Annotated in this window: 24 protein-coding genes; 14 read left to right on the top strand and 10 right to left on the bottom strand. The window is 71.6% G+C overall.

Annotated features, from left to right (window positions below):
* Window positions 1-37: 37 nt before the first annotated feature.
* Window positions 38-763 (bottom strand): FadR/GntR family transcriptional regulator, encoded by a 726-nt coding sequence (locus ACIQWX_RS24545; RefSeq protein ID WP_400875246.1) that lies wholly within the window; start codon window positions 761-763, stop codon window positions 38-40.
* 142 nt (window positions 764-905) lie between these two features.
* Here ACIQWX_RS24545 and ACIQWX_RS24540 point away from each other — a divergent pair, with 142 nt between their 5' ends.
* From ACIQWX_RS24540 to ACIQWX_RS24505, 8 genes are all read left to right on the top strand, one after another.
* Window positions 906-2,504 carry an ABC transporter substrate-binding protein gene (locus ACIQWX_RS24540; RefSeq protein ID WP_400875243.1) on the top strand — a complete coding sequence of 533 codons (1,599 nt, stop codon included), beginning with the start codon at window positions 906-908 and terminating at the stop codon, window positions 2,502-2,504.
* 13 nt (window positions 2,505-2,517) lie between these two features.
* The gene (locus ACIQWX_RS24535; protein WP_400875240.1) at window positions 2,518-3,477 is read left to right on the top strand and encodes an ABC transporter permease; all 960 of its coding nucleotides are present in this window, start codon (window positions 2,518-2,520) and stop codon (window positions 3,475-3,477) included.
* Window positions 3,474-5,378 (top strand): dipeptide/oligopeptide/nickel ABC transporter permease/ATP-binding protein, encoded by a 1,905-nt coding sequence (locus tag ACIQWX_RS24530; RefSeq protein WP_400875237.1) that lies wholly within the window; start codon window positions 3,474-3,476, stop codon window positions 5,376-5,378. The genes ACIQWX_RS24535 and ACIQWX_RS24530 overlap by 4 nt, the downstream gene beginning before the upstream one ends.
* Window positions 5,375-6,313 carry an oligopeptide/dipeptide ABC transporter ATP-binding protein gene (locus ACIQWX_RS24525; RefSeq protein WP_400875234.1) on the top strand — a complete coding sequence of 313 codons (939 nt, stop codon included), beginning with the start codon at window positions 5,375-5,377 and terminating at the stop codon, window positions 6,311-6,313. Before ACIQWX_RS24530 ends, ACIQWX_RS24525 begins: the two co-directional genes overlap by 4 nt.
* The gene (locus ACIQWX_RS24520; protein ID WP_400875231.1) at window positions 6,313-7,236 is read left to right on the top strand and encodes a dihydrodipicolinate synthase family protein; all 924 of its coding nucleotides are present in this window, start codon (window positions 6,313-6,315) and stop codon (window positions 7,234-7,236) included. The genes ACIQWX_RS24525 and ACIQWX_RS24520 overlap by 1 nt, the downstream gene beginning before the upstream one ends.
* Window positions 7,236-9,197 carry a beta-galactosidase gene (locus ACIQWX_RS24515; RefSeq protein ID WP_400875228.1) on the top strand — a complete coding sequence of 654 codons (1,962 nt, stop codon included), beginning with the start codon at window positions 7,236-7,238 and terminating at the stop codon, window positions 9,195-9,197. The genes ACIQWX_RS24520 and ACIQWX_RS24515 overlap by 1 nt, the downstream gene beginning before the upstream one ends.
* Before the next feature lie 2 nt (window positions 9,198-9,199).
* The gene (locus ACIQWX_RS24510; protein WP_400875225.1) at window positions 9,200-11,026 is read left to right on the top strand and encodes an exo-alpha-sialidase; all 1,827 of its coding nucleotides are present in this window, start codon (window positions 9,200-9,202) and stop codon (window positions 11,024-11,026) included.
* A 108-nt stretch (window positions 11,027-11,134) separates the two neighbouring features.
* Window positions 11,135-12,967: a glycoside hydrolase family 5 protein gene (locus ACIQWX_RS24505; protein ID WP_400875897.1), complete on the top strand. Its 1,833-nt coding sequence runs from the start codon at window positions 11,135-11,137 to the stop codon at window positions 12,965-12,967.
* On the opposite strand, the gene ACIQWX_RS24500 is transcribed toward ACIQWX_RS24505, so the two are convergent.
* The 3 genes from ACIQWX_RS24500 to ACIQWX_RS24490 form a co-directional block, all read right to left on the bottom strand.
* Window positions 12,964-14,319, bottom strand: coding sequence for a protein kinase (locus tag ACIQWX_RS24500; RefSeq protein ID WP_400875222.1), 1,356 nt, complete (start codon window positions 14,317-14,319; stop codon window positions 12,964-12,966). The two genes, ACIQWX_RS24505 and ACIQWX_RS24500, sit on opposite strands and share 4 nt — an antisense overlap.
* Window positions 14,320-14,410: 91 nt before the next feature.
* Complete coding sequence (locus ACIQWX_RS24495; RefSeq protein WP_400875219.1) at window positions 14,411-14,872, bottom strand: HNH endonuclease; 462 nt, start codon at window positions 14,870-14,872, stop codon at window positions 14,411-14,413.
* Window positions 14,873-14,936: 64 nt separating this feature from the next.
* The gene (locus ACIQWX_RS24490) at window positions 14,937-15,863 is read right to left on the bottom strand and encodes an alpha/beta hydrolase family esterase (RefSeq protein ID WP_400875216.1); all 927 of its coding nucleotides are present in this window, start codon (window positions 15,861-15,863) and stop codon (window positions 14,937-14,939) included.
* Window positions 15,864-16,016: 153 nt separating this feature from the next.
* On the opposite strand from ACIQWX_RS24490, the gene htpG reads away from it, so the two are divergent.
* On the top strand, window positions 16,017-17,912 hold the full coding sequence (gene htpG, locus ACIQWX_RS24485; RefSeq protein ID WP_400875213.1) for a molecular chaperone HtpG: 1,896 nt from the start codon (window positions 16,017-16,019) through the stop codon (window positions 17,910-17,912).
* A gap of 63 nt (window positions 17,913-17,975) precedes the next feature.
* Here the strand turns inward: htpG and ACIQWX_RS24480 are convergent, their stop codons facing one another.
* Both ACIQWX_RS24480 and ACIQWX_RS24475 read right to left on the bottom strand, forming a co-directional pair.
* Window positions 17,976-19,409, bottom strand: a complete 1,434-nt coding sequence (locus tag ACIQWX_RS24480) for a glycoside hydrolase family 76 protein (protein WP_400875210.1) — start codon at window positions 19,407-19,409, stop codon at window positions 17,976-17,978.
* A gap of 92 nt (window positions 19,410-19,501) precedes the next feature.
* Window positions 19,502-19,714 carry a hypothetical protein gene (locus tag ACIQWX_RS24475; RefSeq protein WP_400875207.1) on the bottom strand — a complete coding sequence of 71 codons (213 nt, stop codon included), beginning with the start codon at window positions 19,712-19,714 and terminating at the stop codon, window positions 19,502-19,504.
* Between the two features lie 82 nt (window positions 19,715-19,796).
* On the opposite strand from ACIQWX_RS24475, the gene ACIQWX_RS24470 reads away from it, so the two are divergent.
* Genes ACIQWX_RS24470 through ACIQWX_RS24455 form a run of 4 tightly spaced genes read left to right on the top strand, consistent with a single transcriptional unit; the run spans window position 19,797 to window position 22,500 of the window.
* Window positions 19,797-20,135 carry a hypothetical protein gene (locus ACIQWX_RS24470; protein WP_400875205.1) on the top strand — a complete coding sequence of 113 codons (339 nt, stop codon included), beginning with the start codon at window positions 19,797-19,799 and terminating at the stop codon, window positions 20,133-20,135.
* A gap of 36 nt (window positions 20,136-20,171) precedes the next feature.
* Window positions 20,172-21,362, top strand: coding sequence for an erythromycin esterase family protein (locus ACIQWX_RS24465; protein WP_400875202.1), 1,191 nt, complete (start codon window positions 20,172-20,174; stop codon window positions 21,360-21,362).
* Window positions 21,355-22,005: a phosphoribosyltransferase gene (locus ACIQWX_RS24460; protein WP_400875199.1), complete on the top strand. Its 651-nt coding sequence runs from the start codon at window positions 21,355-21,357 to the stop codon at window positions 22,003-22,005. Before ACIQWX_RS24465 ends, ACIQWX_RS24460 begins: the two co-directional genes overlap by 8 nt.
* A gap of 57 nt (window positions 22,006-22,062) precedes the next feature.
* On the top strand, window positions 22,063-22,500 hold the full coding sequence (locus ACIQWX_RS24455; protein ID WP_400875196.1) for a DUF6292 family protein: 438 nt from the start codon (window positions 22,063-22,065) through the stop codon (window positions 22,498-22,500).
* A gap of 1 nt (window position 22,501) precedes the next feature.
* On the opposite strand, the gene ACIQWX_RS24450 is transcribed toward ACIQWX_RS24455, so the two are convergent.
* The 4 genes from ACIQWX_RS24450 to ACIQWX_RS24435 form a co-directional block, all read right to left on the bottom strand.
* Complete coding sequence (locus ACIQWX_RS24450) at window positions 22,502-22,849, bottom strand: VOC family protein (protein ID WP_400875894.1); 348 nt, start codon at window positions 22,847-22,849, stop codon at window positions 22,502-22,504.
* A gap of 2 nt (window positions 22,850-22,851) precedes the next feature.
* Window positions 22,852-23,280, bottom strand: a complete 429-nt coding sequence (locus ACIQWX_RS24445; protein ID WP_400875193.1) for a hypothetical protein — start codon at window positions 23,278-23,280, stop codon at window positions 22,852-22,854.
* An 11-nt stretch (window positions 23,281-23,291) separates the two neighbouring features.
* On the bottom strand, window positions 23,292-23,753 hold the full coding sequence (locus ACIQWX_RS24440; protein WP_400875190.1) for a DUF4383 domain-containing protein: 462 nt from the start codon (window positions 23,751-23,753) through the stop codon (window positions 23,292-23,294).
* A gap of 157 nt (window positions 23,754-23,910) precedes the next feature.
* Window positions 23,911-24,735, bottom strand: coding sequence for an SDR family oxidoreductase (locus tag ACIQWX_RS24435; RefSeq protein WP_400875187.1), 825 nt, complete (start codon window positions 24,733-24,735; stop codon window positions 23,911-23,913).
* 78 nt (window positions 24,736-24,813) lie between these two features.
* Here ACIQWX_RS24435 and ACIQWX_RS24430 point away from each other — a divergent pair, with 78 nt between their 5' ends.
* Window positions 24,814-25,833 (top strand): hypothetical protein, encoded by a 1,020-nt coding sequence (locus ACIQWX_RS24430; RefSeq protein WP_400875184.1) that lies wholly within the window; start codon window positions 24,814-24,816, stop codon window positions 25,831-25,833.
* Window positions 25,834-25,835 lie beyond the last annotated feature (2 nt).

The following is a 25,835-nucleotide window of genomic DNA, read 5'->3' as shown; positions in this document are numbered from 1 at the left end:
CGGCGCGAATTACCTCGAACGGCTCAACGACGCACAGTCAAGACCGTGCGGCGGGAACCGGCCGCGCGACGCCGAAACCGCCGTACGGACCGGCTTTCGCGCGCTTGCGGACCTCGTCGAAGTGCCGGTGCACGGCTTCGGCCGCGGCATCCGCGTCGCGCAGCAGGAGCGCGTCGACGATGGCCTGGTGCCGCTTCGCCGTGGCCGTCGGGGACGACGCGGGGCCGCCCAGCTCGCTTTCCGCGATCCGGTAGACGTCCCAGAACAGCCCGGTGAGCTCGCGGGCGAGGTCGAAGCCGGCCTCGGCGCAGATGAGGTCGTGGAACTCGCGGTCGGCCTCGGCCGCGTCGGGGCCCTTGCGCTTCATCCGCCCGACGCAGGACTGCAGCTCCTCGACCAGGCCGGGCCGGTGGTCGGTGGCGACGCGCCGGGTCAGCTCGGTCTCGAGCATCTCCCGCACCTCCAGGAGGTCGCGCAGCCGCCCGACGTCGGTGGCGCCGCGGGCGCGGGTGCGGAACAGCAGCCACGTCTGCAGGGACTCCGAGCCGGCGGAGCCGACGAACGTGCCGTAGCCGTGGCGGATCTCGACGATGCCGAGGGCCTGCAGGGCCTTGATCGCCTCGCGGATGGAGTTGCGGCTGACGCCGATGTCCTCCATCAAGCTCAGTTCGGTGGGCATGGGTGCGCCCGGCGGGAGCTCCCGCTCGACGATCAGGTCGATGATGCGCTTGGTGATCTCTTCGCTGCGCTGCGGACGGGCCACTGCTGTCCTCCCCGGGTGCGTCGTGAGAGGACATCCTACGTCATACGTCCAGAAGGGTTGACCGGCACGCGCGCCCGTCCTAGGCTCACGCCGGTCATAGGACGTCCCATGTCCTACCGTTCGGAGCCAGCCGGAGACACCGATGTCCCAGAGCCCGTCGCTCAGCCGCCGCCAGTTGCTGCGCTACACCACCTTCGCCGGGGCGGCTGTGGCGTTCCCGACCGTCCTCGCCGCGTGCGGCGGGCCGGCGTCCACCAACAAGACCGGCAGTTCGGCGGGCTCGCTGACCGCCGTCGTCGGCTACGGCAACAACCAGACGTGGGACCCGCTGCAGACCGCGTCCGCGTTCTCGATGGCCGCGATCCTGCACTGCTACGAGTCCCTCGTGGAGGGTGACCCGATCACCCGCGCGCCTTTCCCGGGCCTGGCGAAAGCGCTCCCCGCCGACGTCGGCGGCACCAGCCTGAAGTTCGAGCTGCGCGACGGCGCCAAGTGGCACGACGGTCAGCCCGTGACGGCCGACGACGTCGTCTTCACCTACGCCCGGGCGCTCGACGAGAAGGAGAACGTGCTGATCCACAGCTTCTTCTCGCACTGGCTGCAGGAAGTCCGCAAGACCGGCGACCGCGCGGTCGAGTTCGTCCTCAAGTTCCCCTTCCCGTACGCGCTGCAGCGGATCCAGTGCTGCAAGATCGTGCCGAAGCACGTCTACGACGGCAAGTGGGACGACGCCAAGGGCGGCAAGGTCGTCGGCTCCGGCCCGTACAAGGTCGTCGAGCAGGCGCCGCTGTCCCACACCAGCTTCGAGAAGTTCGCCGACTACAACGGCCCGCGCCCGGCCGCCTACGACAAGATGCTCTGGAAGTCCATCGTGGACGCCGCCCCGCGCGTTGCCGCGATCTCCGGCGCCAAGCCGGACGCGCAGATCGCCGAGAACATCCCGGCCGCCAACGCCGACCAGCTCCGCAAGGCCGGCCGCACGGTCGAGTTCGCCGACGGCGGCAACAACCTCTTCCTGCTCTTCAACACCGCGCACGCGCCGTTCGACAAGAACCTCGTGCGCCAGGCACTGCACTACGCCATCGACAAGCAGAAGATGATCGACATCGGGCTGAAGGGCGCCGGCTCGCCGGGGACGTCGTTCATCAACCCGAAGCTCCCGTCGTCGCAGCCCGCGTCGCAGGACTTCGTCTACAACCCCGAGAAGGCCAAGCTGCTGCTGCAGCAGGCCGGCGTGAGCAACCTCAAGGTCACCCTGTCCACCACGAACACTTCGCTGGTCGCCGACTGCGTCAAGGTGATCAAGGAGGGCTGGGACGCCATCGGCGTCCAGACCACTTTGGACAGCCAGGACACCAAGGCGCTGTTCTCGAAGCTGGACGCGGGTGCCGACTTCCAGGTCGTCGCGACGACGAACAACCCGCTGCAGTTCGGCAACGACCCCGACCTGATGATCCGGTACTACTACGACGCCAAGTCCATCCTCACGAGCAAGTACGCCCGCTTCACCGGCGCCGAAGCCCAGTCGCTGCTCACGTTGCAGGACCAGGCCGCGGCCGAGACCGACGAGGGCAAGCGGACCACGCTCAACAAGCAGCTGCTGGACCGGATCTCCGAGCAGGCCGTCATCTACCCGGTCGTCTTCACCCAGCTCGGCACGGCGTGGGACCCGAAGGCGATCACCGGCGTGCACGCCCAGGGTTACCCGGGCATCTACCTGAACCAAGCCAAGCCGGCCTAGGAGGACGACACCCGTGGCCGTCGTCGCCCGGATGCTGCTCAGCCGCATCCTCGCCCTGATCCCGCTGCTGCTCGGCGTGATCCTGTTCGTGTTCATCGTGATGCGGTTCGCGCCGACCGACCCGGCGCTGGCCGCGTTCGACGGCGCGAACGCCACCGCCGAGCAGCTGCAGCAGTTCCGGCTCGAGAACGGGCTGCTGGACCCGCTGCCGCTGCAGTACGTCCACTTCGTCTGGCACCTGGCGCAAGGCGACTTCGGCACCAGCGTGATCACCAAGCAGCCGGTCGGCGACACCATCGCCACCGCGTTGCCGCTGACCGTCCAGCTGACACTGCTCGGCCTGGTCATCGCGCTGGTGACCGCGCTCGTACTCGGCGTGACGTCGGCGCTGTTCCGCGACCGCTGGCCGGACAAGGTGATCCGCGTGGTCACCCTGGCCGGGGTCGCCGCGCCGGCGTTCTGGGTGGCGCTGCTGCTGGTCCAGTGGCTCGCCGTCGGCCAGGGCCTTTTCCCGACCAGCGGGTACGTCAGCCCGGCCGACTCCTTCGGCGGCTGGCTGAACTCACTGACGCTGCCCGCGGTCTCCCTGGCGCTGCCGGTGGCCGCCCAGCTGACCCGGGTGATCCGGACGTCGATGGTCGAAGAACTCGACAAGGACTACGTCCGGACCGCCCGCGGCGGCGGGCTGCCGCCGGTGGTCGTGGTCGGGCGCAACGTGCTGCGCAACGCGCTCGTCACGCCGCTGACCGTGCTCGGCCTGCGGGTCGGTTACCTGCTGGGCGGCGCGGTCGTCATCGAGACGATGTTCGCGCTGCCGGGGATGGGGCAGAACATGATCCAGGCCGTCACCGACGGCGACACGGCCAAGGTGCAAGGTTTCGTCATCACCATCGCGATCGGGTTCGTCCTGGTCAACCTGATCGTCGACGTCCTGTACCTGATCGCGAACCCGCGCCTGCGGAGCCACGCGTGAGGCGCCTGCGCGCGGCCTGGCCCGCGCTCGCGATCCTCGGCGTCCTGCTCCTGGTCGCCGTGCTCGGCACGCTCGTCGCGACGCACAACCCGGACGCGCTGAGCACCGACACCGGCGGCCCCAGCGGGTCGCACTGGTTCGGCACGGACACCTCGGGCCGCGACATCTTCTCCCGGCTCGTCGCCGGCACGCGCTGGTCGCTCGCCATCGGCCTGGGGGCGGTGGCGCTCGCGCTCGTGTCGGGGGCGGTGATCGGGGCCTTCGCCGCGACCTCGCACCGCCGGGTGGACGCCGTGGTCATGCGCGTCCTGGACGTCATCATGGCGTTCCCGGGCATCGCGCTGGCCGCGGTGCTGGTCGCGGTGTTCGGCCACGGCATCCTGGTGCTGATCCTGGCCATCGGCTTCCTCAACATGCCGGCGGTGGCGCGGGTGATCCGCGCGAACGTCCTGGCCCAGTACGGCGAAGACTACGTCGCGGCCGAGCACGTCATCGGGGCGAAGCGGTTCTTCGTGCTGACCCGGCACGTCGCGATCAACTGCGCCGCGCCGGTGCTCGTCTACTGCACGGTCACGGTGGCCGACGCGATCGTCTTCGAGGCGTCGCTGTCGTTCATCGGCGCCGGCATCCAGCCGCCGGACCCGTCGTGGGGCTCGGTGCTCGCCGATGGCAAGGACCTCGTGCTGACCGGCGGCTGGTGGGCGACGCTGTTCCCCGGCCTGCTGATCCTGGTGACGGTCCTCGCGCTGAACATCCTGTCCGAGCGGATCTCGGACGCCTGGGCGGCGCCGTCGGCCCGCGCGGTCAAGGCGGCCGAAGTGGCGAAGGCCGTCGAAGCCCGCGACGACGCCGACACCGCGCCCGTCCTGCCGATCGCCGGGCTGCGGGAGGCGGGGGAGCGGCTCGCCCGCACCGCCCGGTCCCTCGACCACCGCGAGACGGTCCTGGAGGTCGACCGGCTGCGGATCGCGTTCCCCGGCCGCCACGAGGGTGTCGACGTCGTCGACGGCGTGTCCTTCAGCGTCCGCGCCGGGGAGGTCCTGGGGCTCATCGGCGAATCCGGCTGCGGCAAGACGCTCACGGCGTTGTCGATCCTCGGCCTGCAGCCGCCGGCGGCGGAGGTGTCCGGCCAGATCCGGTTCGCCCAGCGCGACCTGCTGGCCCTGCGGCCGGGCGAGCGTCGCCGTCACCTCGGCCACGACATCGCGATGATCTACCAGGACGCGCTCAGCTCGCTCAACCCGGCGATGACCATCCGCGCCCAGCTCAAGCAGTTCACCCGCCGCGGCGGCACCCGCACCCCGGCCGAGCTGCTGGAACTGGTCAACCTGGACCCGGACCGGACGCTGCGGGCGTACCCGCACGAGCTGTCCGGCGGCCAGCGCCAGCGGGTCCTCATCGCGATGGCGCTCTCCCGCGACCCGAAGCTGATCGTCGCCGACGAGCCCACGACCGCGCTCGACGTCACCGTGCAGGCGCAGATCATGGCGCTGCTGCTGCGGCTGCAGGAGGAACTCGGGTTCGCGCTCGTCCTCGTCTCACACGACCTCGCGCTCGTGTCCGAGATCGCCGACCGGGTCGTCGTCATGTACGGCGGCCAGGTCGCCGAGCTGGGCGCCACCGCCGAGGTCGTCGGCTCGCCCCGGCACCACTACACGCGCGGCCTGCTCAGCGCCGTTCTGTCGCTGGAGGAGAACGAGGCCCGCCTGACGCAGATCAAGGGTGTCGTCCCGGCCCCGGCCGAGTTCCCGGCCGGCTGCCGGTTCGCCGACCGGTGCCCGGCGGCCCGCGCCAAGTGCCACGAAGAGACGCCGGTCCGCTTCGGGGAGCCGGTCGACCACCTCGTCGCCTGCCACTTCCCGGCGGTCGACGTCGCGCGCGAGAAGGAGGCGACGGCGTGAACCTCCTCGAGGTCGACGGCGTCCACGTCGTCCACAAGATCCGCGGCCGCGGCCTGTTCGGCCACCAGAACGTGTACGCCCTGACCGACGCCCACCTGGTGGTAAACCCGGGCGAGACGATCGGCGTGGTCGGCGAGTCCGGCTGCGGCAAGTCGACACTGGCCAAGGTGATCGTCGGGCTGCAGGCGCCGACCGCGGGGACCGTGCGTTTCCGCGGGGAGCCGCTCGTCTCCGGACGCGAGGTCGGCATGGTCTTCCAGGACCCGTCGACCGCGCTGAACCGGCGGCTCGCCGTCGCCAAGATCATCCGCGACCCGCTCGACGTGCACAAAGTCGGGACGCCGGCCGAGCGCGACGACCGCGTCCGCGAGCTGATGTCCCTGGTCGGGCTGCCGCCGAGCGTCGCCGACGCCGTGCCGGGCCAGCTGTCGGGCGGCCAGCGCCAGCGCGTCGCCATCGCCCGGGCCCTGGCCCTGCGGCCCGCGCTGCTGGTCGCCGACGAGCCGACGTCGGCCCTCGACGTCTCGGTCCGCGCCCAGATCCTCAACCTGCTGCTCGACCTGCGCGAGCAGCTGGAACTGGCGATGGTCTTCGTCTCCCACGACATCCAGACGGTGTCGAAGATGAGCGACCGGATCGTCACGATGTACCTGGGCCGGATCGTCGAGGAGGCGCCGGTGGGGGCGCAGGCCCGCCACCCGTACACGCGGGCGTTGTTCTCCGCGACGCCGAGCCTGCTGCACCCGGTCGAGCCGATCGTCCTGACCGGCCCGGTGCCGTCCGCGACGAACCCGCCGAGCGGCTGCCCGTTCCGCACCCGCTGCCCCAAGGCCACCGACGAGTGCGCGGCCGGGCTGCCGCCGCTCGCCGCGGCCGAAGGCGGCCACACCTACCGCTGCATCCACCCCGAGATCCCAACCGAAGTGAGCGCCTGATGCCGAAGTTCGCCGGAATCGTCCCGCCGCTGTGCACGCCGTTCCACGACGACTTCAGCGTGGACACCGACTCGCTGCGGCGCCACGTCGAGTTCCAGCTCGGCGCCGGTGTGCACGGCGTCTTCGTCCTCGGCTCCTCCAGCGAGGTCGCCTTCCTGCCCGACGCCCAGCGCCGCGTCGTCGTCGAAACGACGGTCGACCAGGTCGCCGGCCGCGTCCCGGTGCTCGTCGGCTGTATCGACATGACGACCCTGCGGGTCGCCGAGCACGTCAAGGCCGCCGAGGCCGCCGGGGCGGACGCCGTCGTCGTCACCGCGCCCTACTACACGCGCACCCACGTCGCCGAGGTCGACCGGCACTTCCGGCTGCTGCACGAACGCACCGCGCTGCCGATCGTCGCCTACGACATCCCGGTCGCGGTGCACACGAAGCTCGACGGGCCGATGGTGCTCGACCTCGCCGCCGACGGCGTCCTCGCCGGACTCAAGGACTCCAGCGGCGACGAGGCGTCCTTCCGCGCCGTGCTGCTCGGCAAGCGCGACCGCGGCCTCGACTCCTTCGCGGTGTTCACCGGCTCCGAACTCGTCGTGGACGCGGCTTTGGCGATGGGCGCCGATGGCGCGGTCCCGGGCCTCGGCAACGTCGACCCGGTCGGGTACGTGCTGATCCACGACCACTTCAAGTCCGGCAACCTCGCCGCGGCCCGCCGCGAGCAGGAGCGGCTGATGAAGCTGTTCTCGATCACGGCCGTGGCGCCGCCGAGCCGGATGGGCCGCGGCTCGGCCGGGCTCGGCGCCTTCAAGGCCGCGATGAAGATGCGCGGGTTCGTCGACAACGCTGTCATGGCGCCGCCGCAGCTCCCGCTGGACGACGAGGAACTGTTGCGGATCAAGGAGAAGCTCGTCGAAGCGGGTCTGCTCTGATGCTGCACTACGGCGCCGACTACAACCCCGAGCACTGGCCCGAAGAGGTCCGCCGGGACGACCTGAAGCTGATGGCCGAAGCGGGCGTCACGATGGTGACGGCGGGGATCTACTCGTGGGCCGGCGTCGAACCGCGGCCGGGGGAGTGGGACTTCGGCTGGTTCGACGACGTCATGGACGGCCTCGCCGGCGCCGGGGTGAAGGCGTGCCTGGCGACGATGACCGCGTCGCCGCCGCCGTGGCTGACGCACGCGCACCCGGAGGTCCTGCCGGTGCGCGCCGACGGCGTCCGGCTGTCGCCCGGGGCGCGGCAGCAGTTCTGCCCGTCCAGTCCGGTTTACCTGGCGCACGCCGCCCGGCTGGTCACGGAGCTGGCGACGCGGTACGCCGGGCACCCGGCGCTGGCGATGTGGCACGTGGGCAACGAGTTCGGCTGCCACATCCGCGCGTGTTACTGCGACGAGTCCGCTTCGGACTTCCGCGTCTGGCTGCAGGAGCGTTACGGCACGATCGAGGAACTCAACTCGGCGTGGACGACCACCTTCTGGGCCCAGCGCTATTCCACTTGGGACGAGATCCTGCCGCCGCGGGTGGCCCCGACGTTCCCCAACCCCGCGCAGCAGCTGGACTTCCACCGGTTCTCCTCCGACGCCGCGCTCGGGTGCTTCCTGACCGAAGAGCGGGTGCTGCGCCGCCTCACGCCGGACGTCCCGATCACGACGAACTTCGTCGGCCTGGTCCAGAAAGCCCTCGACTGGCACCGGTGGACACCGCACGAGGACGTCGTCAGCCTCGACTCCTACCCCGACCCCTACGACCCGCGAGCCCGCGTCGAAGCCGCGTTCGCGTACGACCTGGTTCGGTCCACAAAGGACCAGCCGTGGATGCTGCTCGAACAGGCGCCGAGCGCGGTGAACTGGCGGCCGCGCAACAGTCCCAAGCCACCCGGGGCGGTGCGGCTCGGCAGCTGGCAGGCCATCGCGCAGGGCGCCGACGCGGTGTTGTTCTTCCAGTGGCGGCAAACCAGTGGCGGCGCCGAGAAGTTCCACTCGGCGATGGTGCCGCACGGCGGCCGGGACACCCGTACTTTCCGCGAGACGGCCGCTTTGGGTCAAGAACTGGCCCGGGTGCCCGAACTCGCCGGGACGCGCGTGCGCGCCGACGTCGCCCTGCTGCACGACTGGCCGAGCTGGTGGGGTCTCGAACTCGACTCGCACCCGGCTCAGCTCGAGTACCTGGAGACGCAGCTGGCGCACTACGCGCCGCTGTTCGACGCCAACGTCACCTGCGACGTCATCCACCCTTCGCGGGATCTGTCGCGATACAAGCTGGTCGTCGTCCCGAATCTGTACCTGCTGGAGCCGTCGACAGCCGACAACCTGCGGGCGTACGTCGCCGGCGGTGGGCACCTGGTGGTGTCGTACTTCTCCGGCATCGTCGACGGCTGCGACCGCGCTTACCTGGGCGGCCATCCTGCCCCGCTGCGGGACATCCTCGGCCTGCGGGTCGACGAGTTCTGGCCCCTGGACGACACGGTCTCGCTCGAGTTCGCCGATGGCACAACGGACACCGGGTCGATCTGGGCCGAGTGGATCGAACCGGAGGGCGCCGACGTCGTCGCGTCGTTCGCCTCCGGGGAGCTGGCCGGGCGTCCGGCGATCACGCGCCATGAGTTCGGGGACGGCGTTGCCTGGTACCTCGGCACCCGGCCGGACCTGAGCCCGCTGCTTCGGCGATTGTGTGCCGAAGCCGGCGCGGCGCCGGTTCTCGAGACCCCGCCCGGTGTCCAGGCCGTCGTCCGGCACGGCCAGGAAAGCGCTTACCTCCTATTGCTCAACCACGGCACCGAGCCGGTCACCGTCGACCTGCGCCGCGCCGCGCCGGACCTGCTGACCGACCCGTCGCGGCCGGTGCGTGAGGTGCGGCTCGCCCCGCGAGGTGTCGCCGTCCTGAAGGGATGAGAATGAGAACACTGGGGAGATGGGCCGCGCTCGTGGCCCTGCTGGCGGGCTCGCTGCTCGCGGTGAGCCCGGCGCAGGCCGCGCCGATGTTCGACCAGCAGGTCCTGTTCAAGGCCTCGCAGGATCCCGGGTACAGCTGCTTCCGCATCCCGGCGATCGTCGAGTCCACCCACGGCACGCTCCTGGCGTTCGCCGAGGGCCGCATCGACAACTGCGGCGACACCGGCGACATCGATCTGGTGCTCAAGCGCTCGACCGACGGCGGCAAGACGTGGTCGCCGCTGCAGGTGGTCAACCGCGGCGGCGGGGACACGCACGGCAACCCGGTGCCCATGGTGGACAGCCGCACCGGCCGGATCGTGCTGATCACGACGTACAACAAGGGGCGTGCCGACGACAAGGCGTGCGACGTCCCGTGTCCGCGCACACCGCACTCGCAGTACAGCGACGACGATGGCCGGACCTGGTCCACGCCCGTCGACATCAGCGCGCAGGCGAAGCTGCCGAACTGGGACTCGTGGTACGCGTCCGGCCCGGTGCACGGCATCCAGCTGACCCGCGGCCGCCACGCGGGACGGCTGGTGTTCGGCGTCAACGCGGAAACCAGCGACGGCACGCACTCGATCGAAAACCACGCCGGGCTCGTGTACAGCGACGACGGCGGACGCAGCTGGCATGTCGGCGCGGTGAACAGCTACCCGCACCCGGTCGGCGGCACGTACACGCAGAAGCCGTCCGAAGTGACGGTGGTCGAGCTGCCCGACGGCTCGGTCTACGCCGGCGGCCGCGAGCAGGGCGGCACCGACATCGGCAACCGGGACTACGCGATCAGCCGCGACGGCGGCGAGACGTTCACCAGGTCCTTCACCACCATCCCCGACCTGGTGACGCCGATGGTGCAGGGCTCGATCCTGCGCGTCGGCAACCGCCTGCTGTTCTCCTCGCCGTCGGACACCGACCGGCGGCGCTGGATGATGATCCGCTCGTCCTACGACAACGGCCGGACGTGGGAGAACGCCGAGCAGGGCACGCAGATCACGTCCGACTGGTCGGGGTACTCGGATCTGGTGCAGATCCACGGTTCGACGATCGGGCTGATGTACGAAGGTGGCGCGGTCGACGCGCGCGACGAGATCCGCTTCGCGCGCTTCGACGAATCCTATTTGGGCTGGCGGAATTCGGCGGGACCGTCCACACCGGACGTTTCCGGGCACGCCGACGCGCGGGTGCTCGGGGGCGCTTCTCTTGCCGCGGGGCGGTTCGGCGGGGCTCTTGCCTTGGACGGCGTCGACGACTACGTCCGCGTGCCGTACGACCCGGCGCAGCCGCCGGGCGACGGCGACCTCACGTGGACGGGGTGGTTCCGGTACGGCGCCACGAAGGGCAACCAGGTGCTGTTCTGGCTGGGCGGGATGGGCACGACGGCGCCGCAGCTGTGGTTGCGCGGCGAGCCGGCCAACCACCGGCTGATCGCGATGATGACGACGGCGGCCGGGAGCGCGTCGATCTCGTCGGCGCAGGCCTACGACGACCAGGCCTGGCACCACGTGGCGCTCGAGCGGGCGGGTGGTCAGTTGCTGCTGTGGGTCGACGGCGTTCAGGTGGCGTCCGGGGCCGCGGCGGCCGGGTCGGTGAGCCAGACCGTGTCGTTCCAGCTGCAGCTGGGGCAGCGGCTGGACAACCAGTTCCGCTGGAACGGCTCGTTCGACGAGGTCCGCTTCTACCGCCGGGCCCTCACGCCCTCGGAACTCGACGCCATCCGGCTGCGGAACGCCCCGGTGACCGCCGGGCAGGTGCTGCGGCTGCCGTTCGACCGCCTCCACGGGTAAAAGAGGTCGTGAGTGAGAAACAGTGTTCTAACCCTGTTTCTCACTCACGACCTCCTTATGGCCCTTATCCGGTGCGCTCCGAGTTGGTTCACTTCCTCCGTGAGGATCTTGGGTGCGCTGCTCACCGTCCTGCTCGTCGCCACCGGACTGGCGGTCCCCGTGACCGTCGCCGCGGCGGATCCGCCGTCGTGGACCGGACCGCTCAGCACCCGCGGCCGGTACATCGTCGACGCGCACGGCGACCGGTTCAAGCTGAAAGCCGCCAACTGGCACGGCGCGAGCGGGACGTGGACCGGCTCCGGCGACGTGAACGACCCGGCCAACCACCACGCCGGCGAGATCGCCTACCAGACCCCGCTCGGGCTGGACCGCGCGTCGATCGACACCGTCATCGACGGCCTCGCGCAGCTGGGCCTCAACAGCGTCCGGCTCCAGTTCTCCAACGCGATGCTGCACGACAATCGGCCGGTCCCGGACCTGCCCGCCAACCCGGACCTGCACGGCCTGACGCCGTTGCAGGTCTACGACCGCGTCGTCGACCGGCTGACCGCGCGCGGGTTCGCCATCGTCCTCAACAACCACACGACGACCTCGCGCTGGTGCTGCGGCCTCGACGGCAACGAGCGCTGGAACACCGCGCAGACCGAGCAGCAGTGGCAGGACGACTGGCTGTTCATGGCCCGCCGGTACGCCGCGAACAAGCGCGTCGTCGGCGCCGACCTGTACAACGAGGTCCGCCGGAACACCTTCGACGACCCCAACTGGGGCTGGGGCAACGGCACCGACTGGCAGCGCGCGAGCCAGCAGGTCGCCGACCGCATCCTCACCGAGGCGAACCGCGACCTGCTCATCTTCGTCGAAGGCATCAACTGGACCGGGCTGCCGATCGACGGCTTCGCGCACGGCCGGCCGACGCTGGAGCCCGCCCGGACGCTGTCGCACACGCTCGTGGACTCGGGCAAGCTCGTCTATTCGGCGCACTTCTACGGCTACACCGGGCCCAACCACTCCGGCGCGACCGGCGTCGGCGAGACGCACGACCCGCGCTACCGCGACCTCTCGCCTCAGGAACTGCGGGACACCCTGTACCGGCAGGCGTTCTTCGTCTCGGCCGACACCGGTAAGCACTACACCGCGCCGCTGTGGATCAGCGAGTTCGGCGAGGGTCGCAACACCACCGACCCGGCGTCGCGCGCGTTCTTCGAGAACTTCGTGAACTACCTCGCCGAGACGGACACGGATTTCGCCTACTGGCCCGCGGTGGGCTTCCAGACCAACGGTTCCGGCGACGGGTGGGCCCTGCTCGAGTACGACTCGGCGGGCCGCCGCATCGACGTGCTGGACGGCACCGACTGGCGCGGCCCGGCGTGGCAGCGGCTGATCTCCGCGCCGTCGCGGACCGGGCCGATCCCGGCCGCCGAGCACTGGTCGATGTTGAACCTCGACTACGGCGACTTCCAGGAGTCACGCCAGGTCCGGGCGCTGCCGGACTGGAACCCGGGCTCACGCAAGGGGGTCTGTCCCGACGGCCAGCGGCTCGCCGGACTCGCCCACACCGGCAACCGCGGCCTGTGCACCGGGACGCTCGCCGCGCCGACGGGGTACGTGGTGGTTCGCGACGAGACCTACGTCGACACGGACTGGGCGTCCGGCTACACGAAGACGCAGTGCCCGCCCGACCACGTGGTCGTCGGGTACAGCGTCCAGGCCGCGGCGTTCTCTGCCGTGCTGTGCGGCCGGTCTGCGACGCCGCTGGGCCGCGCGGGCCGCACGGTGTGGTTCGACCGCGGCGACAACCGGCCGTCCGGCGGCCCCGGCGGCGACTTCGCGTCGGGGAACTACAAGGGCCAGTGCGCGCCGGGGGAGTACGTCGCCGGCGTCGCGTACACCGGCCGGATCGGTTCGAGCCGGACGCCGGACGCGCTGCTCTGCCGGTCCTAGACCGTCCGGCAGGTCAGCTCCGGGCGGCTCGTGGCGTTGCCGCTGCCGGTGACGGCGATGAAGCCGAACGTCGTCGCGCCGCCCGCGTCGAGCTTCGCGTTCCAGGCCGCGTTGTCGACCGTGACGGTGTCGCCCTCGACGGTGAAGTCGCCGTTCCACAGGCCGGTGATGCGGTGGCCGCCGGGCAGCGACCAGCGGACGCTCCAGCCGGACAGGTCGTCGGTGCGGTCGTTGCGGACCGTCACCTCGACCTGGTAGCCGCCCGGCCAGGTGTTCGTCACCTGGTAGTTGGCGGCGCAACCCAGGTCGGGAGGTGGGCTGGTCGTGGTCGGCGGGGGCGTCGGTGTCGGTGAGGACGGCACCGGGGCGGCGATCGGCGTCGCGTCCGGGACGACCGCGGTCCCGATGACCACGCCGAGGGCCAGCAGCACGGCTCCGCCGGCGGCGGCCAGCACGACGCGGCGGCGGGGGCGGTGGACGCGCAGCAGGCGGGTCTCGGTGCGGGGCCGGGGACGCGGCGGCGGCAGCGGACGCCCGTCGGTGACGGCTTCGAACAGCTCATGGACCTCGGCCATCGACGGACGCCGGGCGGGATCGCGCTGCAGGAGCCGGCCGAGCACCTCGGCGAGCGGGCCGCGGTACTGCGGCGCGATCGGCTCCTCGCGGGCGACCCGCAGCAGGAGGGCGATCGCGTTGTCGTCGTTGCCGAACGGCGGCCGGCCTTCCAGGGCGCGGTAGAGCGTCGCGCCGAGGGAGAAGACGTCGGCGGGGAAGCCCGCTTCGCCGCCGCCGGCGACTTCGGGGGACAGGTAGGCGGGGGTGCCCGCGATGAAGCCGCCGCCGGTCACGGTCCCTTCGCCGGTGGCACGCGAGATGCCGAAGTCGGCGATCTTGGCGAGCCCGCCGTCGGCGAGCAGGACGTTGGCGGGCGTGACGTCCCGGTGCACGATGCCCTCGGCGTGCGCGGCGGCCAGTGCGGAGGAGATCTGCACGCCGATGCGCGCGACCTCGTCGGCGGGCAGGCGCTCGCGGTCGAGCAGGACGTCGGCGAGGCTGCGCGAGGGCAGGTACTCCATGACGAGGTAGGGCTCGCCGGCTTCCTCGACGACGTCGTGCACGGTGACGGCGTGGGGATGCCGCAGCCGCGCGGTCAGCCGGGCCTCGCGGAGGGCTCGCTGGGCGGCCTCGCCGCCGGCGGCCTGCCCGATGGCGGGGTCGTAACCCAGCTGCTTGACGGCGACGACGCGGTCGAGCCGCTCGTCGCGCGCCCGCCAGACGACGCCCATGGCGCCCCGGCCGACCCGGTCGGCAAGGCGGTACCGCCCGGCGATCAGCTGTCCTTCGTCGGTCACGACGACCTCCCGGCCTTCCCCGGAACACACGGATGCGGGGAACGATCGGTTCGAGCTTAACGACGGGCGGCCCGCCTCGCCGACGGGCGCCTCAAGCGGTGAGTGCGTGCAGCTGGTCCCACGTCGGGACGTACGGAATGAACCGCAGCTTCATCCCCGCCTCGGCCGGGGTCTTGTCCGCCTTGCGCGCGTTGCAGCTGCGGGACGTCCCGCCGCACGCCGCGACCGTGTTCAGCCACGACGTCCGCTCGCCGCCGCGGCTCAGGGGCGTCACGTGGTCGATCGTCGTCGCACGGCCGCCGCAATACGCGCAACGGTGGCCGTCGCGCGTCAGCACCCCTCTGCGGGACCAGCGGGGCGGCTGCGTATATCGCCACTTCATCACGACGTACCTCAGCAACCGCACGATCTTCGGGCGCGGGAACAACCCGTACGCGAGACCGTCCTCGGCCTCGTGGATCTCGGCGACGTGCCGAACCAGCATGCGGATCGCGTGCGGCACCGAGACCGTCTGCAGCGGCTCATAACCGGCGTTCAGGACGAGCACCTTCACAACACACCTTCTTTCCTCTCGGCGAAAATCGTCGCCGAGAGGAAAGAGGTGCGTCAATCGCGTTTCAGCGCAGCGGGTGCGAGCGGAAGAACCGCCAGATGACCGGAGTCGCGTCGATCACCGTCGGCGTCGCCGAGTCGTTGTTCGGCTTCGTGCTCGGCCAGACGTGGCCGGCGCCTTCGACGCGGTAGTGCTCGAGCGCGCAGCCCAGCCACTTCTGCGCGACCACCCCGGAAACCGGTGTCCACGAGACCGGACGGGGGAAGCAACCGTCCCTTGTGGACCAATCCGCGAGCCAGTCCGGGATCGCCGGCAGCCCCTTCGCCGGGTTGCCGGTGTACGGGATGGTCGTGTCGGCGGTGCCGTGGAAGTCGAGGATCGGCGCCGGGCGGCTCGGGTCGCACGCGCCGCCCTGCGGGTAGAACGCGCCCGACACCGGGGCGAACGCCGCGATCCGGCCGGGCAGCCGGCAGGCCAGCACGCCGACGAACCCGCCGCCGTTGGACTTCCCGGCCGCGAAGATCCGGGTGTTGTCGACGCAGAGCGTGCGCTGCAGCGAGTCGAGCAGGTCGCTGGTGAACAGGACGTCGTCCGCGGCCGCCGAGTAGGGCGCGCCGGTCCAGGCCGACTCGCCGTCGGTGCCGATGAGGCCCTGCGGGTACACCGAGATCGCGTCGAGCGCCGAGAAGCCCGACAGCTCCTCCTGGTACTGCGACGTGCGCTTGTGCCCGTGGAACGACAGCACCAGCGGGTACGCCCGGCGCGGGTTGTAGTGCGCCGGCAGGTGGACCGTGTACTCGCGGTCGAGGCCGCCGGAGACGACGTGCCGCGTCGTCGTGACGCCGGCCGGAACCGGGGCCGCGCGCCCGCAGCCGGTGGTGCGGACGGGGTGGTCGGCGACGCCCGCCGCGGCGGCGGGGGCGGCGAAAGCGGTGGTCAGGGCAGCGGTCGCGGCGAACGCGGCGGCCCACCGGGGAAGGCGTCCGGGCACTCGATCCTCCTTGATCGGCAGCGGGGCGTGGTCAGCATCACCCCGGCGGCCGGGGGAGTCTGCATTGCGTTCATAAAGTGCGCGGCCGGGACTGTCGGACCCGCTCGGTAGGATCGACCCAACCAAGTCCGCCGCACCCGGAAAGGACCGGAAGTGACCACCCCGATCGAGACGCTGGAGTTCCAGTCGGAAGCCCGTCAGCTGCTGCAGCTGATGATCCATTCGATCTACTCGAACAAGGACACCTTCCTGCGTGAGCTCGTGTCCAACGCCTCCGACGCCCTCGACAAGCTGAGGCTGGAGTCCTACCGCGACAAGGACCTCGGGGCGGAGACGTCCGACCTGCACGTCACGCTCGAGGCGGACCAGGGCGAGCGCACCCTGACCGTGCGCGACAACGGCATCGGCATGACGCGCGACGAGGTGGTCGCGCTCATCGGCACGATCGCCAAGTCCGGCACCGCCGACTTCCTGACCAAGCTGAAGGAGGCGAAGGACGCGGCGGCGTCGCAGGACCTCATCGGCCAGTTCGGCGTCGGGTTCTACGCGAGCTTCATGGTCGCGGACAAGGTCACGCTCGTGACGCGCAAGGCCGGCACCGGCGAGGGCGTGCGCTGGGAGTCGACCGGCGAAGGCACGTACACGATCGAGCCGGTCGAGGACGCGCCGCAGGGCACGGCGGTGACCCTGCACCTCAAGCCCGAGGACGCCGAGGACCACCTGTACGACTACACGTCCCCGGCGAAGATCCGGGAGATCGTGAAGAAGTACTCCGACTTCATCACCTGGCCCATCCGGATGCAGGGCGAGGGCGAGGACGCGGAGGTCGAGACCGTCAACTCGATGAAGGCGCTGTGGGCGCGCTCGTCGAGCGAGGTCACCGAGGACGAGTACCACGAGTTCTACAAGCACGTCAGCCACGACTGGCAGGACCCCCTCGAGACGATCCGGCTGCAGGCCGAGGGCACGTTCGAGTACCAGGCGCTGCTGTTCTTGCCGTCGCACGCGCCGATGGACCTGTTCCTGCGGGAGCGCAAGCGCGGCGTCCAGCTGTACGTGAAGCGCGTCTTCATCATGGACGACTGCGAGTCGCTCGTCCCCGAGTACCTGCGGTTCGTCAAGGGCGTCGTCGACGCGCAGGACCTCTCGCTCAACGTGTCGCGGGAGATCCTGCAGCAGGACCGGCAGATCCAGCTGATCCGCCGTCGCCTGGTGAAGAAGGTCCTCTCGACGGTCAAGACGATGATGACCGCCGACGCGGAGAAGTACGCGACGTTCTGGCGCGAGTTCGGCCGGGCGGTCAAGGAGGGCCTGCTCGACGACTTCGAGAACCGCGAAGCCATCCTCGAGATCTCGTCGTTCGCCTCGACGCACGACGCGGAGAAGCCGACTTCGCTGCGCGACTACGTCTCGCGGATGAAGGAAGGCCAGGAGCACATCTACTTCATGACCGGCGAGTCGCGCCCGTCCATCGAGAACTCCCCGCACATGGAGGCGTTCCGGGCCAAGGGCTACGAGGTGCTGGTCCTGACCGACCCGATCGACGAGATGTGGGTCGACGGCGTCGGCGGCTTCGACGGCAAGCAGTTCCAGTCGATCGCCAAGGGCCAGGTCGACCTGGAGTCGGACGAGGACAAGAAGGCCACCGAGGTCGCCCGCGAGCAGCAGAAGAAGGACTTCGAGGGCCTGCTGTCGTGGATGGGCACGGCGCTGGGCGAGGACGTCAAGGAGGTCCGCCTGTCGTCCCGGCTGACGACGTCGCCGGCGTGCATCGTCGGGGACGCGCACGACATGACGCCGACGCTGGAGAAGATGTACCGCGCGATGGGGCAGGAGCTGCCGCCGATCAAGCGGATCCTGGAGCTGAACCCGGAGCACGGGCTGGTCACCGGACTCCGTGAGGCCCACGCGGCGCGGCCGGAGGACGAGGGACTCGCGGAGACGGCCGAGCTGCTGTACGGGATGGCGTTGCTCGCCGAGGGCGGCGAGCTGGGCGACCCGGGGCGGTTCATCAAGCTCCTCGCGAGCCGCCTGGAGAAGACCCTCTGAGGTTCGCGGTCGTGAGTGGGAAACAGGGTTCCAACCCTGTTTCCCACTCACGACCGGCTTCGGTCAGGGGGCCGCGTTCATCAGGTCGAGGGCGCTCTGCTGGCGGGCCGCGTCGGCCTGGTCGAACGGGCCCGCCCACAGCAACCCGTACGCCTCCGCGCTGTTCCGGTCGTTCGCGTACGCCGAGTTCGCCTGGCGCTGCAGGTAGCCCGTGTACGGGTGGTCCGGCAGCGCCGCGTTCAGCACCGCCAGGTCCCGCGCGTACACGCCCTTGAACGTCGGGCCGTCCGCGCCGCCGCCTCCCGCGCTCTCGCCCGGGTCGCGGAGGATGCCGCCCGGGTTCAACGACCCGTTCGTCGTCGACGCGTTCGCCAGCGCCCGGGCCTTCGTCAGCAAGCTCGCGTCGCCGGTCGCCCGGTACAGCTCCGTCAGCGCCGCCAACGGCACGCCCTGGTTGTACGACCACACGGCCTGGCCGTTGTTCGCGCAGGCCGACGTCAGGCCGTCGTTGATCAGGTTCGAGCCGTTGATCATCCCGCTGCCGGCGAACCAGGTCCAGCCCGCCCGTGCCCGCGCCAGGTACGCCGTGTCGCCCGGGATGCGGTTGTGCAGGGCCGCGTTCAGCTGGACGTACAGCGAGTTCGGGATGGCGTTCTTGTACGTGCGGCTCGTGCTCCACCAGACCCCGCCGCCGCAGACGCCGTCCCAGTACGCGTACATGTGGTCGGCGTCGGCGCGGGCCGTGTTCAGGTACTTGCTGTCACCCGTCAGGTCGTACGCGTCCACCCACGCCAGGCCCCACCAGCCCGTGTCGTCGATGTAGTCGTTGCGGAACTGGCCGCCCTGGGCCGCGAGGTTCTTCGTGTACGTCGTGTCGATCGCGTACCGGTAGCTGGCCATGCCGCTGATCCGGATGTTGTCGACGATCGCGGTCAGCGCGTTCGCCGAGTTCCACCAGCCCGTCGTGTCGAACAGGCCGGTGCCCTGGTTGTAGCGCTCCATCAACGCCGTCGCGGCCGCGGTCCGGCGGTCCCACGCGTTCCACGTCGTGCGGGCCCAGCCGGTGCAGGCGATCGTCCCCGAACCGGCGGGCTGCCCGCACGCCCGCAGCAGGCCGACGCCCCGGTTGGCCCAGTCGTCGACGTTGTACATCAGCGTTCGCCAGCCGGTCGCGCCCGACGGCGTCGCCGTGTCGCCGAGCTTGCTGCCCGACGCCCACGTGCGCCCGGCGTCGAACGAGCGGTCCAGCCAGACGTGGTCGCCGGCGGCCCCGCCGGTGATCGCCGCCCAGCCCATGTCGTCGCCGTCGTCGAGGTGCAGGGAGAGCCGACGGCCGCCGACGGTCGCCGAAGCGCCTTCGCGGTCGCCGGGGGAGAGGGCGGGATCCCTGGCGTCGCAGTACTTGTCGCAGATCGCCGCGAGGGGAGCCGCGGGCGCCGGCGTCGGGGTGGGAGTGGCCGCCATGACGACGGCGAGGAGGGGAGTGAGGAGGTTCATCGGTCACCTTCCGCGCTGAAGGGCGATGACTCCATTCTCGGGAGCTAATAATATTGGTCCAGTCCTTACCTGGACAGGTTTCGGACAGGAATTCACTCACGGCGCGAGCCGGGCAGCAGCAGGCACAGCACCGCGATCCCGGTGACGAGCGCGGCGACCAGCAGCATCGGGCTCAGCGTGGGCGGGGCCGCGGCCGTCGCCTGCTGCACGACCGGCGCCTCGGTGGCGGGGCCGCGGCGGCCGTGCTCGTGACCGGCGGCGACGACGGCGCCGCGGAGGTCGCCGCGGGCGCCGCCGACGGTCACCCGGTCGCCCGGCGGCCGGCGCGCGCGGAGGCTTGAACCGCGGGCGTGTGTGCGGCCGCGCCGGCGCGGGTAACCCCCGCCCATGACGAACCTCGACGACACCCCGGTCGCGAATCTGGACGAGTTCGTGCTGGCCCGGCTCGCGGAGGACGAAGAGCGGGTCCGCGACGGCGAACTGCCGCTGCTCGACGAGGCCGAACGGCGGGGCAGGCTGCGGATCATGTACGCCGACGACGGCGACGGGCTCATCCTCGCCGGCGGCCCGGTCGAAGCGATGGAGGACCGGCACCCGGTGCCGTTCGCCGAAAAGGCCGAGTTCCTGCGCCGCGAAATCTCCGACGTCCACGACGACGCCTCCGTGAAGCTGATCGCCTCGGTGTACGAAGCCCACCCGGACTGGCAGGACGGCTGGCGGCCCTGAGGGTTTCGCGGTCCGGCGGAACGGGAACTGCGAAGTATGTCCGGAACCCTGCTCACCGACGAGACGGCGATCCGTGCGGCGGCGACGCCCCTGCGCAGCCCGCAGGACCTCGACCCGCTGGTCCGGCGCATCGGGCGCGCCCGGATCGTGCTGCTCGGCGAGGCGACCCACGGCACGGCCGAGTTCTTCCGGTGGCGTGCCGAGCTGACCCAGCGGCTGCTGGCCGAACGGGACTTCTCGTTCGTCGCCGTGGACGGGGACTGGCCGGAGTGCCACCGGCTGCACTCCTGTGTCGCCGGGGCGCCCGGCGCGCCGAACGACCCGGGCCAGGCCCTCTGGGGGTTCCGCGGCTGGCCGACCTGGCGGTGGGCCAACGAAGAGGTCGCCGAATTCGCTCGCTGGCTGCGCGCGTTCAACGCGACCGGCGGGGTCCCGTGCGGCTTCCACGGACTCGACGTCTTCAGCCTCGGGGAGTCCTTGCGCAGTGTCCTCGGTTTCGTCCGCGAGCACGTGCCCGACCGGCTCGAAGCGACGATCCGCGCGTTCCGCTGCTTCGAACCCGACGAGGAAGACCGGCGCTACTCGGCCGGACTCGTGCCGGAGAACCGCCGGGAGGAGGTCGTGCGCCTGCTGACGTCGGCGAGAGCCGGGGTGCCGGGCGCCGAGGACCACTACCGCGAGCTCCTCCACGGCGGAGCGCGGGCCAGGAACGTCCGCGCCACCCACTTGAGCGACACCCTCGACCGGCTGCTGGAGGCGTACGGCCCGCGCTCGAAAGCCGTGGTGTGGGCGCACAACTCGCACGTCGGCGGCATCCTCGGCTGGCTGTCGCGCGGACGGCACGCGGCGGAGGGAGTCGTCACGGTCGGGTTCGGCACCCACCGCGGGTCGGTGATCGCGGCCGGCCACTGGGGCGGGCCGGGGCGCCGGACGACCGTCGAGCCGGCGCGCCCGGACAGCTTCGAGGGCGTGCTGCACGACGCCGTGCCCGGCGAGGACAGCCTGTTCGTCTTCGGCGGTGACGACGCGTGGGCGCACGAACCGTGCTGCCAGCGCGCGATCGGCGTCGTCCACCGCGGCGACGGGTACGTCCCGACCGTGCCGGCGGCCCGCTACGACGCGTTCGTCCACTGCGACGAGACCACCGCGATCACGCCGCTGCACCACTGGGAGCCGGAGGACGACACCCCCTTCCTCCCGGTGCAGACCCCTTCGCGTGGTGGCTGACGGGCGGCTCGTCTTCGCCGACCGCCACGACGGCGGCCGGCGCCTGGCCCGCGAACTGCTGCGCCGGCACTGGGTGTCCCCGCTCGTGCTCGGCCTCGCCCGCGGCGGCGTACCGGTGGCCGCGGTCGTCGCACGCCGGCTCGGCGCCGAGCTGGACGTCGCGGTGGCGTGCAAGATCGGCGCGCCCGGGCGGCGCGAGTTCGGCGTCGGCGCGGTCACCCCGGACGGTCCGGCGATCTACGACGAAGCGATCCTGCGGGGGCTGAAGCTCACCGCGGCCCGGCTGGCGCGGGCCGAGCACCGCGAACGCGCGGAGGCGCGCCGCCGGCTCGGGCGCTACCGGGACGGCCGGCCGCCGGCCGACGTCGAGGGCCGGGACGTCATCGTCGTCGACGACGGGCTCGCCACCGGCGTCACCGCGACGGCGGCCCTGCGCGAGGTGCGGGCCGCGAACCCGCGGACGGTCGTGTTCGCGGCACCGGTCGGCGCCCCGGGCGCGGCGGCGGGGTTGCTGCGCGAAGCCGACGCCGTCGTCTGCGTGACCGAACCGCCGGACTTCCGCGCGGTGGGCCAGTGGTACGCCGACTTCCACCAGACGAGTGACGAAGATGTGCTGCTCCACCTGGGGGAACACGGCGATTGACCGGATCGGTGCCGGGGTATCACCCGGCGGGGGTACCGACCGGATGGGCAGGCGCGGATGATCGAACGGGACGGGCTCGGCGCCGCGGCGCGCGGGCTGAGGCAGTACCTGCTGGCCGTCGCGGCCGAGCTGGACGCGCCCGCCTGGTTCTGCGAGGTGGACGCGCCGGCGACGGCGTACCTGGCGCTGGAGCGGCGGCTCGCGCGGTTCCCGGACCACGAAACGGCGTTGCTGTGGGACGAGCGCGACGGCTGGGCGGCGGCCGTCGAGTCGGCCACCGGCGAGGACGTGGTGGTGCTGGCCTACCTCGGCGCGGACGTGCTCCCGGCGCCGGAAGCGGTGGTGGCGTTCGTGCACGGCCTGTACGGAGACGGCTACCCGGGCCGGCCGGATCCCCCGGACTTCCGGAGACCCGGGGCCCCGGACGGCTTCGACGAGCGCCTCGCGGCTTACGCGAGCGACGACACCGTCTGCCTGCCCGAGGGCCAAGCCTGAATCACCGCGCCGGGAGGACGCAGAACTCGTTGCCCTCCGGGTCCGCGAGCACGATCCACGGGTCGTCGGGCGGGTCGTCGAGGACCTTCGCGCCCAGCATCACCAGCCGCTCGACCTCCGCGCGCTGGTCGCCCTCCGCGGGCGCGAGGTCGAGGTGCAGCCGGTTCTTCCCCGCCTTTTCCTCGGGCACCGGCTGGAAGAGCAGCGCGGGTCCTTCGTCGAAGTCCAGCTGCCGGTACGTCAAGCCGTGGGAGTCGGTCCACGTCCGGCTTTTCCCGCGTCCCAACGCCTTTTCCCAGAACTCCGCCAGCAGATCGGGCCGGCGGCAGTCGACCGCCACGGCGAGGATCTTCACGCCTGCGTCACCACCCGGTTGATCGCCTCGGCGACCAGGTCCGGTTCGCAGACCGTGACCGTCAGGCCCGGGTGGCGGATCAGGCCCCACGGGTCGATGCCGCGGACCGGCTCCCGGAACCGCAGGCACACGCCGCCTTCGGTGGTCGTGCCGAACGTCAGGCCGCGGTCGGCGAGCGACAGCCGGACGCCCAGCGCGCGGAGCGGGCTGAACGGCCCGCTCACCTCGGCGCCGGCGATGTTGCCCAACGGGGTCGTGACGACCCACGGCCCGAACCGCACGCGCAGGCCGTCGGCGTCCAGTTCCAGTCCGCTGCGGGCGCCGAGCACGCGGCGCAGCCGGGGGAACCGGACGCAGAACTCCGCGTGCAGGCGGTGGTGCACGACGACGGTGGGTTCCGCCACCACGGCTTTCGGCTCGTGCACGGCACTCTCCTTCACGCGGCGTCTTCCCCGGCTACCCGGCGCCCCCGCGCGGAAAACGCGCGGGCACCGGCGATCCCGAGCGCCAGTCCGGCGATCGCGGTGAGCCCGTGCAGGACGTTGTCCGCCCAGTTGACGTTGATCGGGTCCTCCGGCGTGCTGAACGCCGTGGCGAGCACGCCGTACGCGGTCATGCCGGCGAAGCCCACGAACAGCACCCAGCAGTAGATGATCGCGCCGGCGCCGCGCGTCGCGGCCAGCAGGCCGAGCACGCCGACCGCGGTGTGGACGAGGTTGAGGAGCACGCTCGCGCTGAACAGCCCCACCACCTGGCCGCTGGTCACGTGGCCGACTGTCGCCGTCTCCGGGGTCAGCCACCCGGCGATCCCCAGCGCGAGGTAGAGCAGCCCGAACACGGCGACGACCGGGCGGAGCCAGGCGGGGCCGGTCCGGGTGCGGGTATCGGCGGACGTCATGAAAAGCCTCCTTTTCCCCTTCCCGGCCGGATACCCGGCGAACCGGACCGGAAACGGGGGAGTGGAAGGGGCCGGACGGCGGGCTGGGGGGCCGCCGTCCGGCCCACGGCCGGGACCCGCGCCGGTGTCCCTGCAGCCACGGCGCGGGCCCCTGGTCTCAGGGGGAACGCCAGTCGTTCCCGTCGTGGGCGGTGCCGTGCTGGGCGCCCATCAGGACCAGCCCGCCGTCGACGACCAGCGACGTCCCGGTGATGTAACCGGCCGCGGGGGTGGCGAGGAACGCGACGGCGGCCGCCACCTCGGCGGCGTGCCCGGTGCGGCCGAGCGGGATGCCGGGCCGCCGCTGCTCGCGCGGGTCGGCGTCGGCCTGCCCGGTCATCGGCGTCGAGATCTCGCCCGGCGCCACGGAGTTCACCGTGATGGCGTGCTCGGCCAGCTCCATGGCCAGCACCTGCGTCAGCGCGCCCGCCCCGGCCTTGGCGGCGCAGTAGGGCGCGGCGCCGACGCGGGGGATGTGCTCGTGCACGCTGGTGATGGTGATGATCCGGCCGCCGTGGCCGGCGTCGATCATGTGCCGCGCCGCGCGTTGCGAGAGGAGGAAGACGCCGTCGAGGTCGACGTCGAGGACTTCGCGCCACTTTTCGTAGCTGAGGTCGAGCGCTCGCTGGCTGCTGCCGGTGCCGGAGCAGTTGACCAGGACGTCGATGCCGCCGAGGTCTTCGGCGAACGCGTCGACGACGTCGGCGGCTTCGGGCAGCCGGGTCAGGTCGAGCTGCCGGACGTGCGCCGTCACCCCGTGCGAGCGGACTTCGGCGGCGGTTTCCTCGGCGCCGCCGGCGTCGGAGTGGTAGGTGATGCCCACGTCCAGGCCCCCGCCGGCGAGCGCGACGGCGACCGCGCGGCCGATGCCGGAGTCCGCACCGGTCACGACGGCGCGTCGCGGCGAAGCGGCGTCGGCGGGCAGTGGCGCCGGAAGGGACACGGGCGGCTCCTTTCGTTCCCGGTCGGCTACCACGTCCATCCGGGACTAAACCGGGCCGGCTCCGGGTAATCCGTCCGGATGAGGTTGGCCGTGCTGGACATCGGGTCGAACTCCGCGCAGCTGCAGGTCGTGGACGTGTCCGCCGGGGCACCCCCGCTCCCGGCGCACGCGGTGAAGGAACCGACGCTGCTGGCCGAGGAGCTGCTGCCCGACGGCACGCTGAGCGAGACGGGGATCGAGCGCGTCGCGGCGGCGGTGAGCCGGTCGGTCGACGCAGCGGTGCGCCTCGGCGTCGACCACCTGTACCCGTTCGTGACGGCGGCGGTGCGCGACGCGGTGAACCGCGAGGACGTGATCGACCGCATCCAGGCCGGCTCGGGAATCCGCCCCCAGTTCCTGTCCGGCGAGGAGGAGGCGCGCCTGACGTACTTCGCGGCCCGCCGCTGGTACGGCTGGTCGGCCGGCCGCCTGCTCCTGATCGACATCGGCGGAGGGTCGATGGAACTGGTCCTCGGCCGCGACGAGCAACCCGAGCTGGCGATCTCGCTCCCGTTGGGTGCAGGCCGGCTGACTCGCGAGTTCTTGACGGCGGACCCACCCACGCGCGCGCAGTTGAAGGCGGTGCGCCGCCACGTCCGCGACACGTTGTCCGAGGTCCTGGACCGGCTGCGCTGGGAGGGACCACCGCGGCGCGTGGTGGCGACGTCGAAGACGTTCAAGCAGCTGGCCCGCTTGACGGGCGCGTCGCCGCAGCGGAAGGGACCGTTCGTGACGCGCTCGCTTTCCCTGGCGGACTTGCGGAGGTGGATTCCCCGGTTGACCCGGCTCCCGGCGGCCGAGCGCGCGGGACTGCGAGGGATATCCCGCCCGCGGGCGCGTCAGGTCGTGGCTGGGGCAGTCGGGGCGGAGGTGACGCTGTCGGCTTTGGACGTGCCGCGGGTGGAGATCTGTCCTTGGGCTTTGCGGGAGGGGATTTTGCTGCGGCATTTGGAACGGGTGGTGGACAAGCCGGAGTTGCCGTTGCAGCCGTTGACCCGGCATCCGGACGCCGTGGTGCGGCGGCTTCACTCGGCGGAGGAAGAGCCGGCGCCGAGTTGAGG

Source organism: Amycolatopsis sp. NPDC098790 (assembly GCF_044759945.1).
Classification (GTDB): Bacteria; Actinomycetota; Actinomycetes; order Mycobacteriales; family Pseudonocardiaceae; genus Amycolatopsis.
The sequence above is the reverse complement of the archived record's forward strand: the minus strand, read 5'-3'. Positions and strand labels throughout refer to the sequence as shown.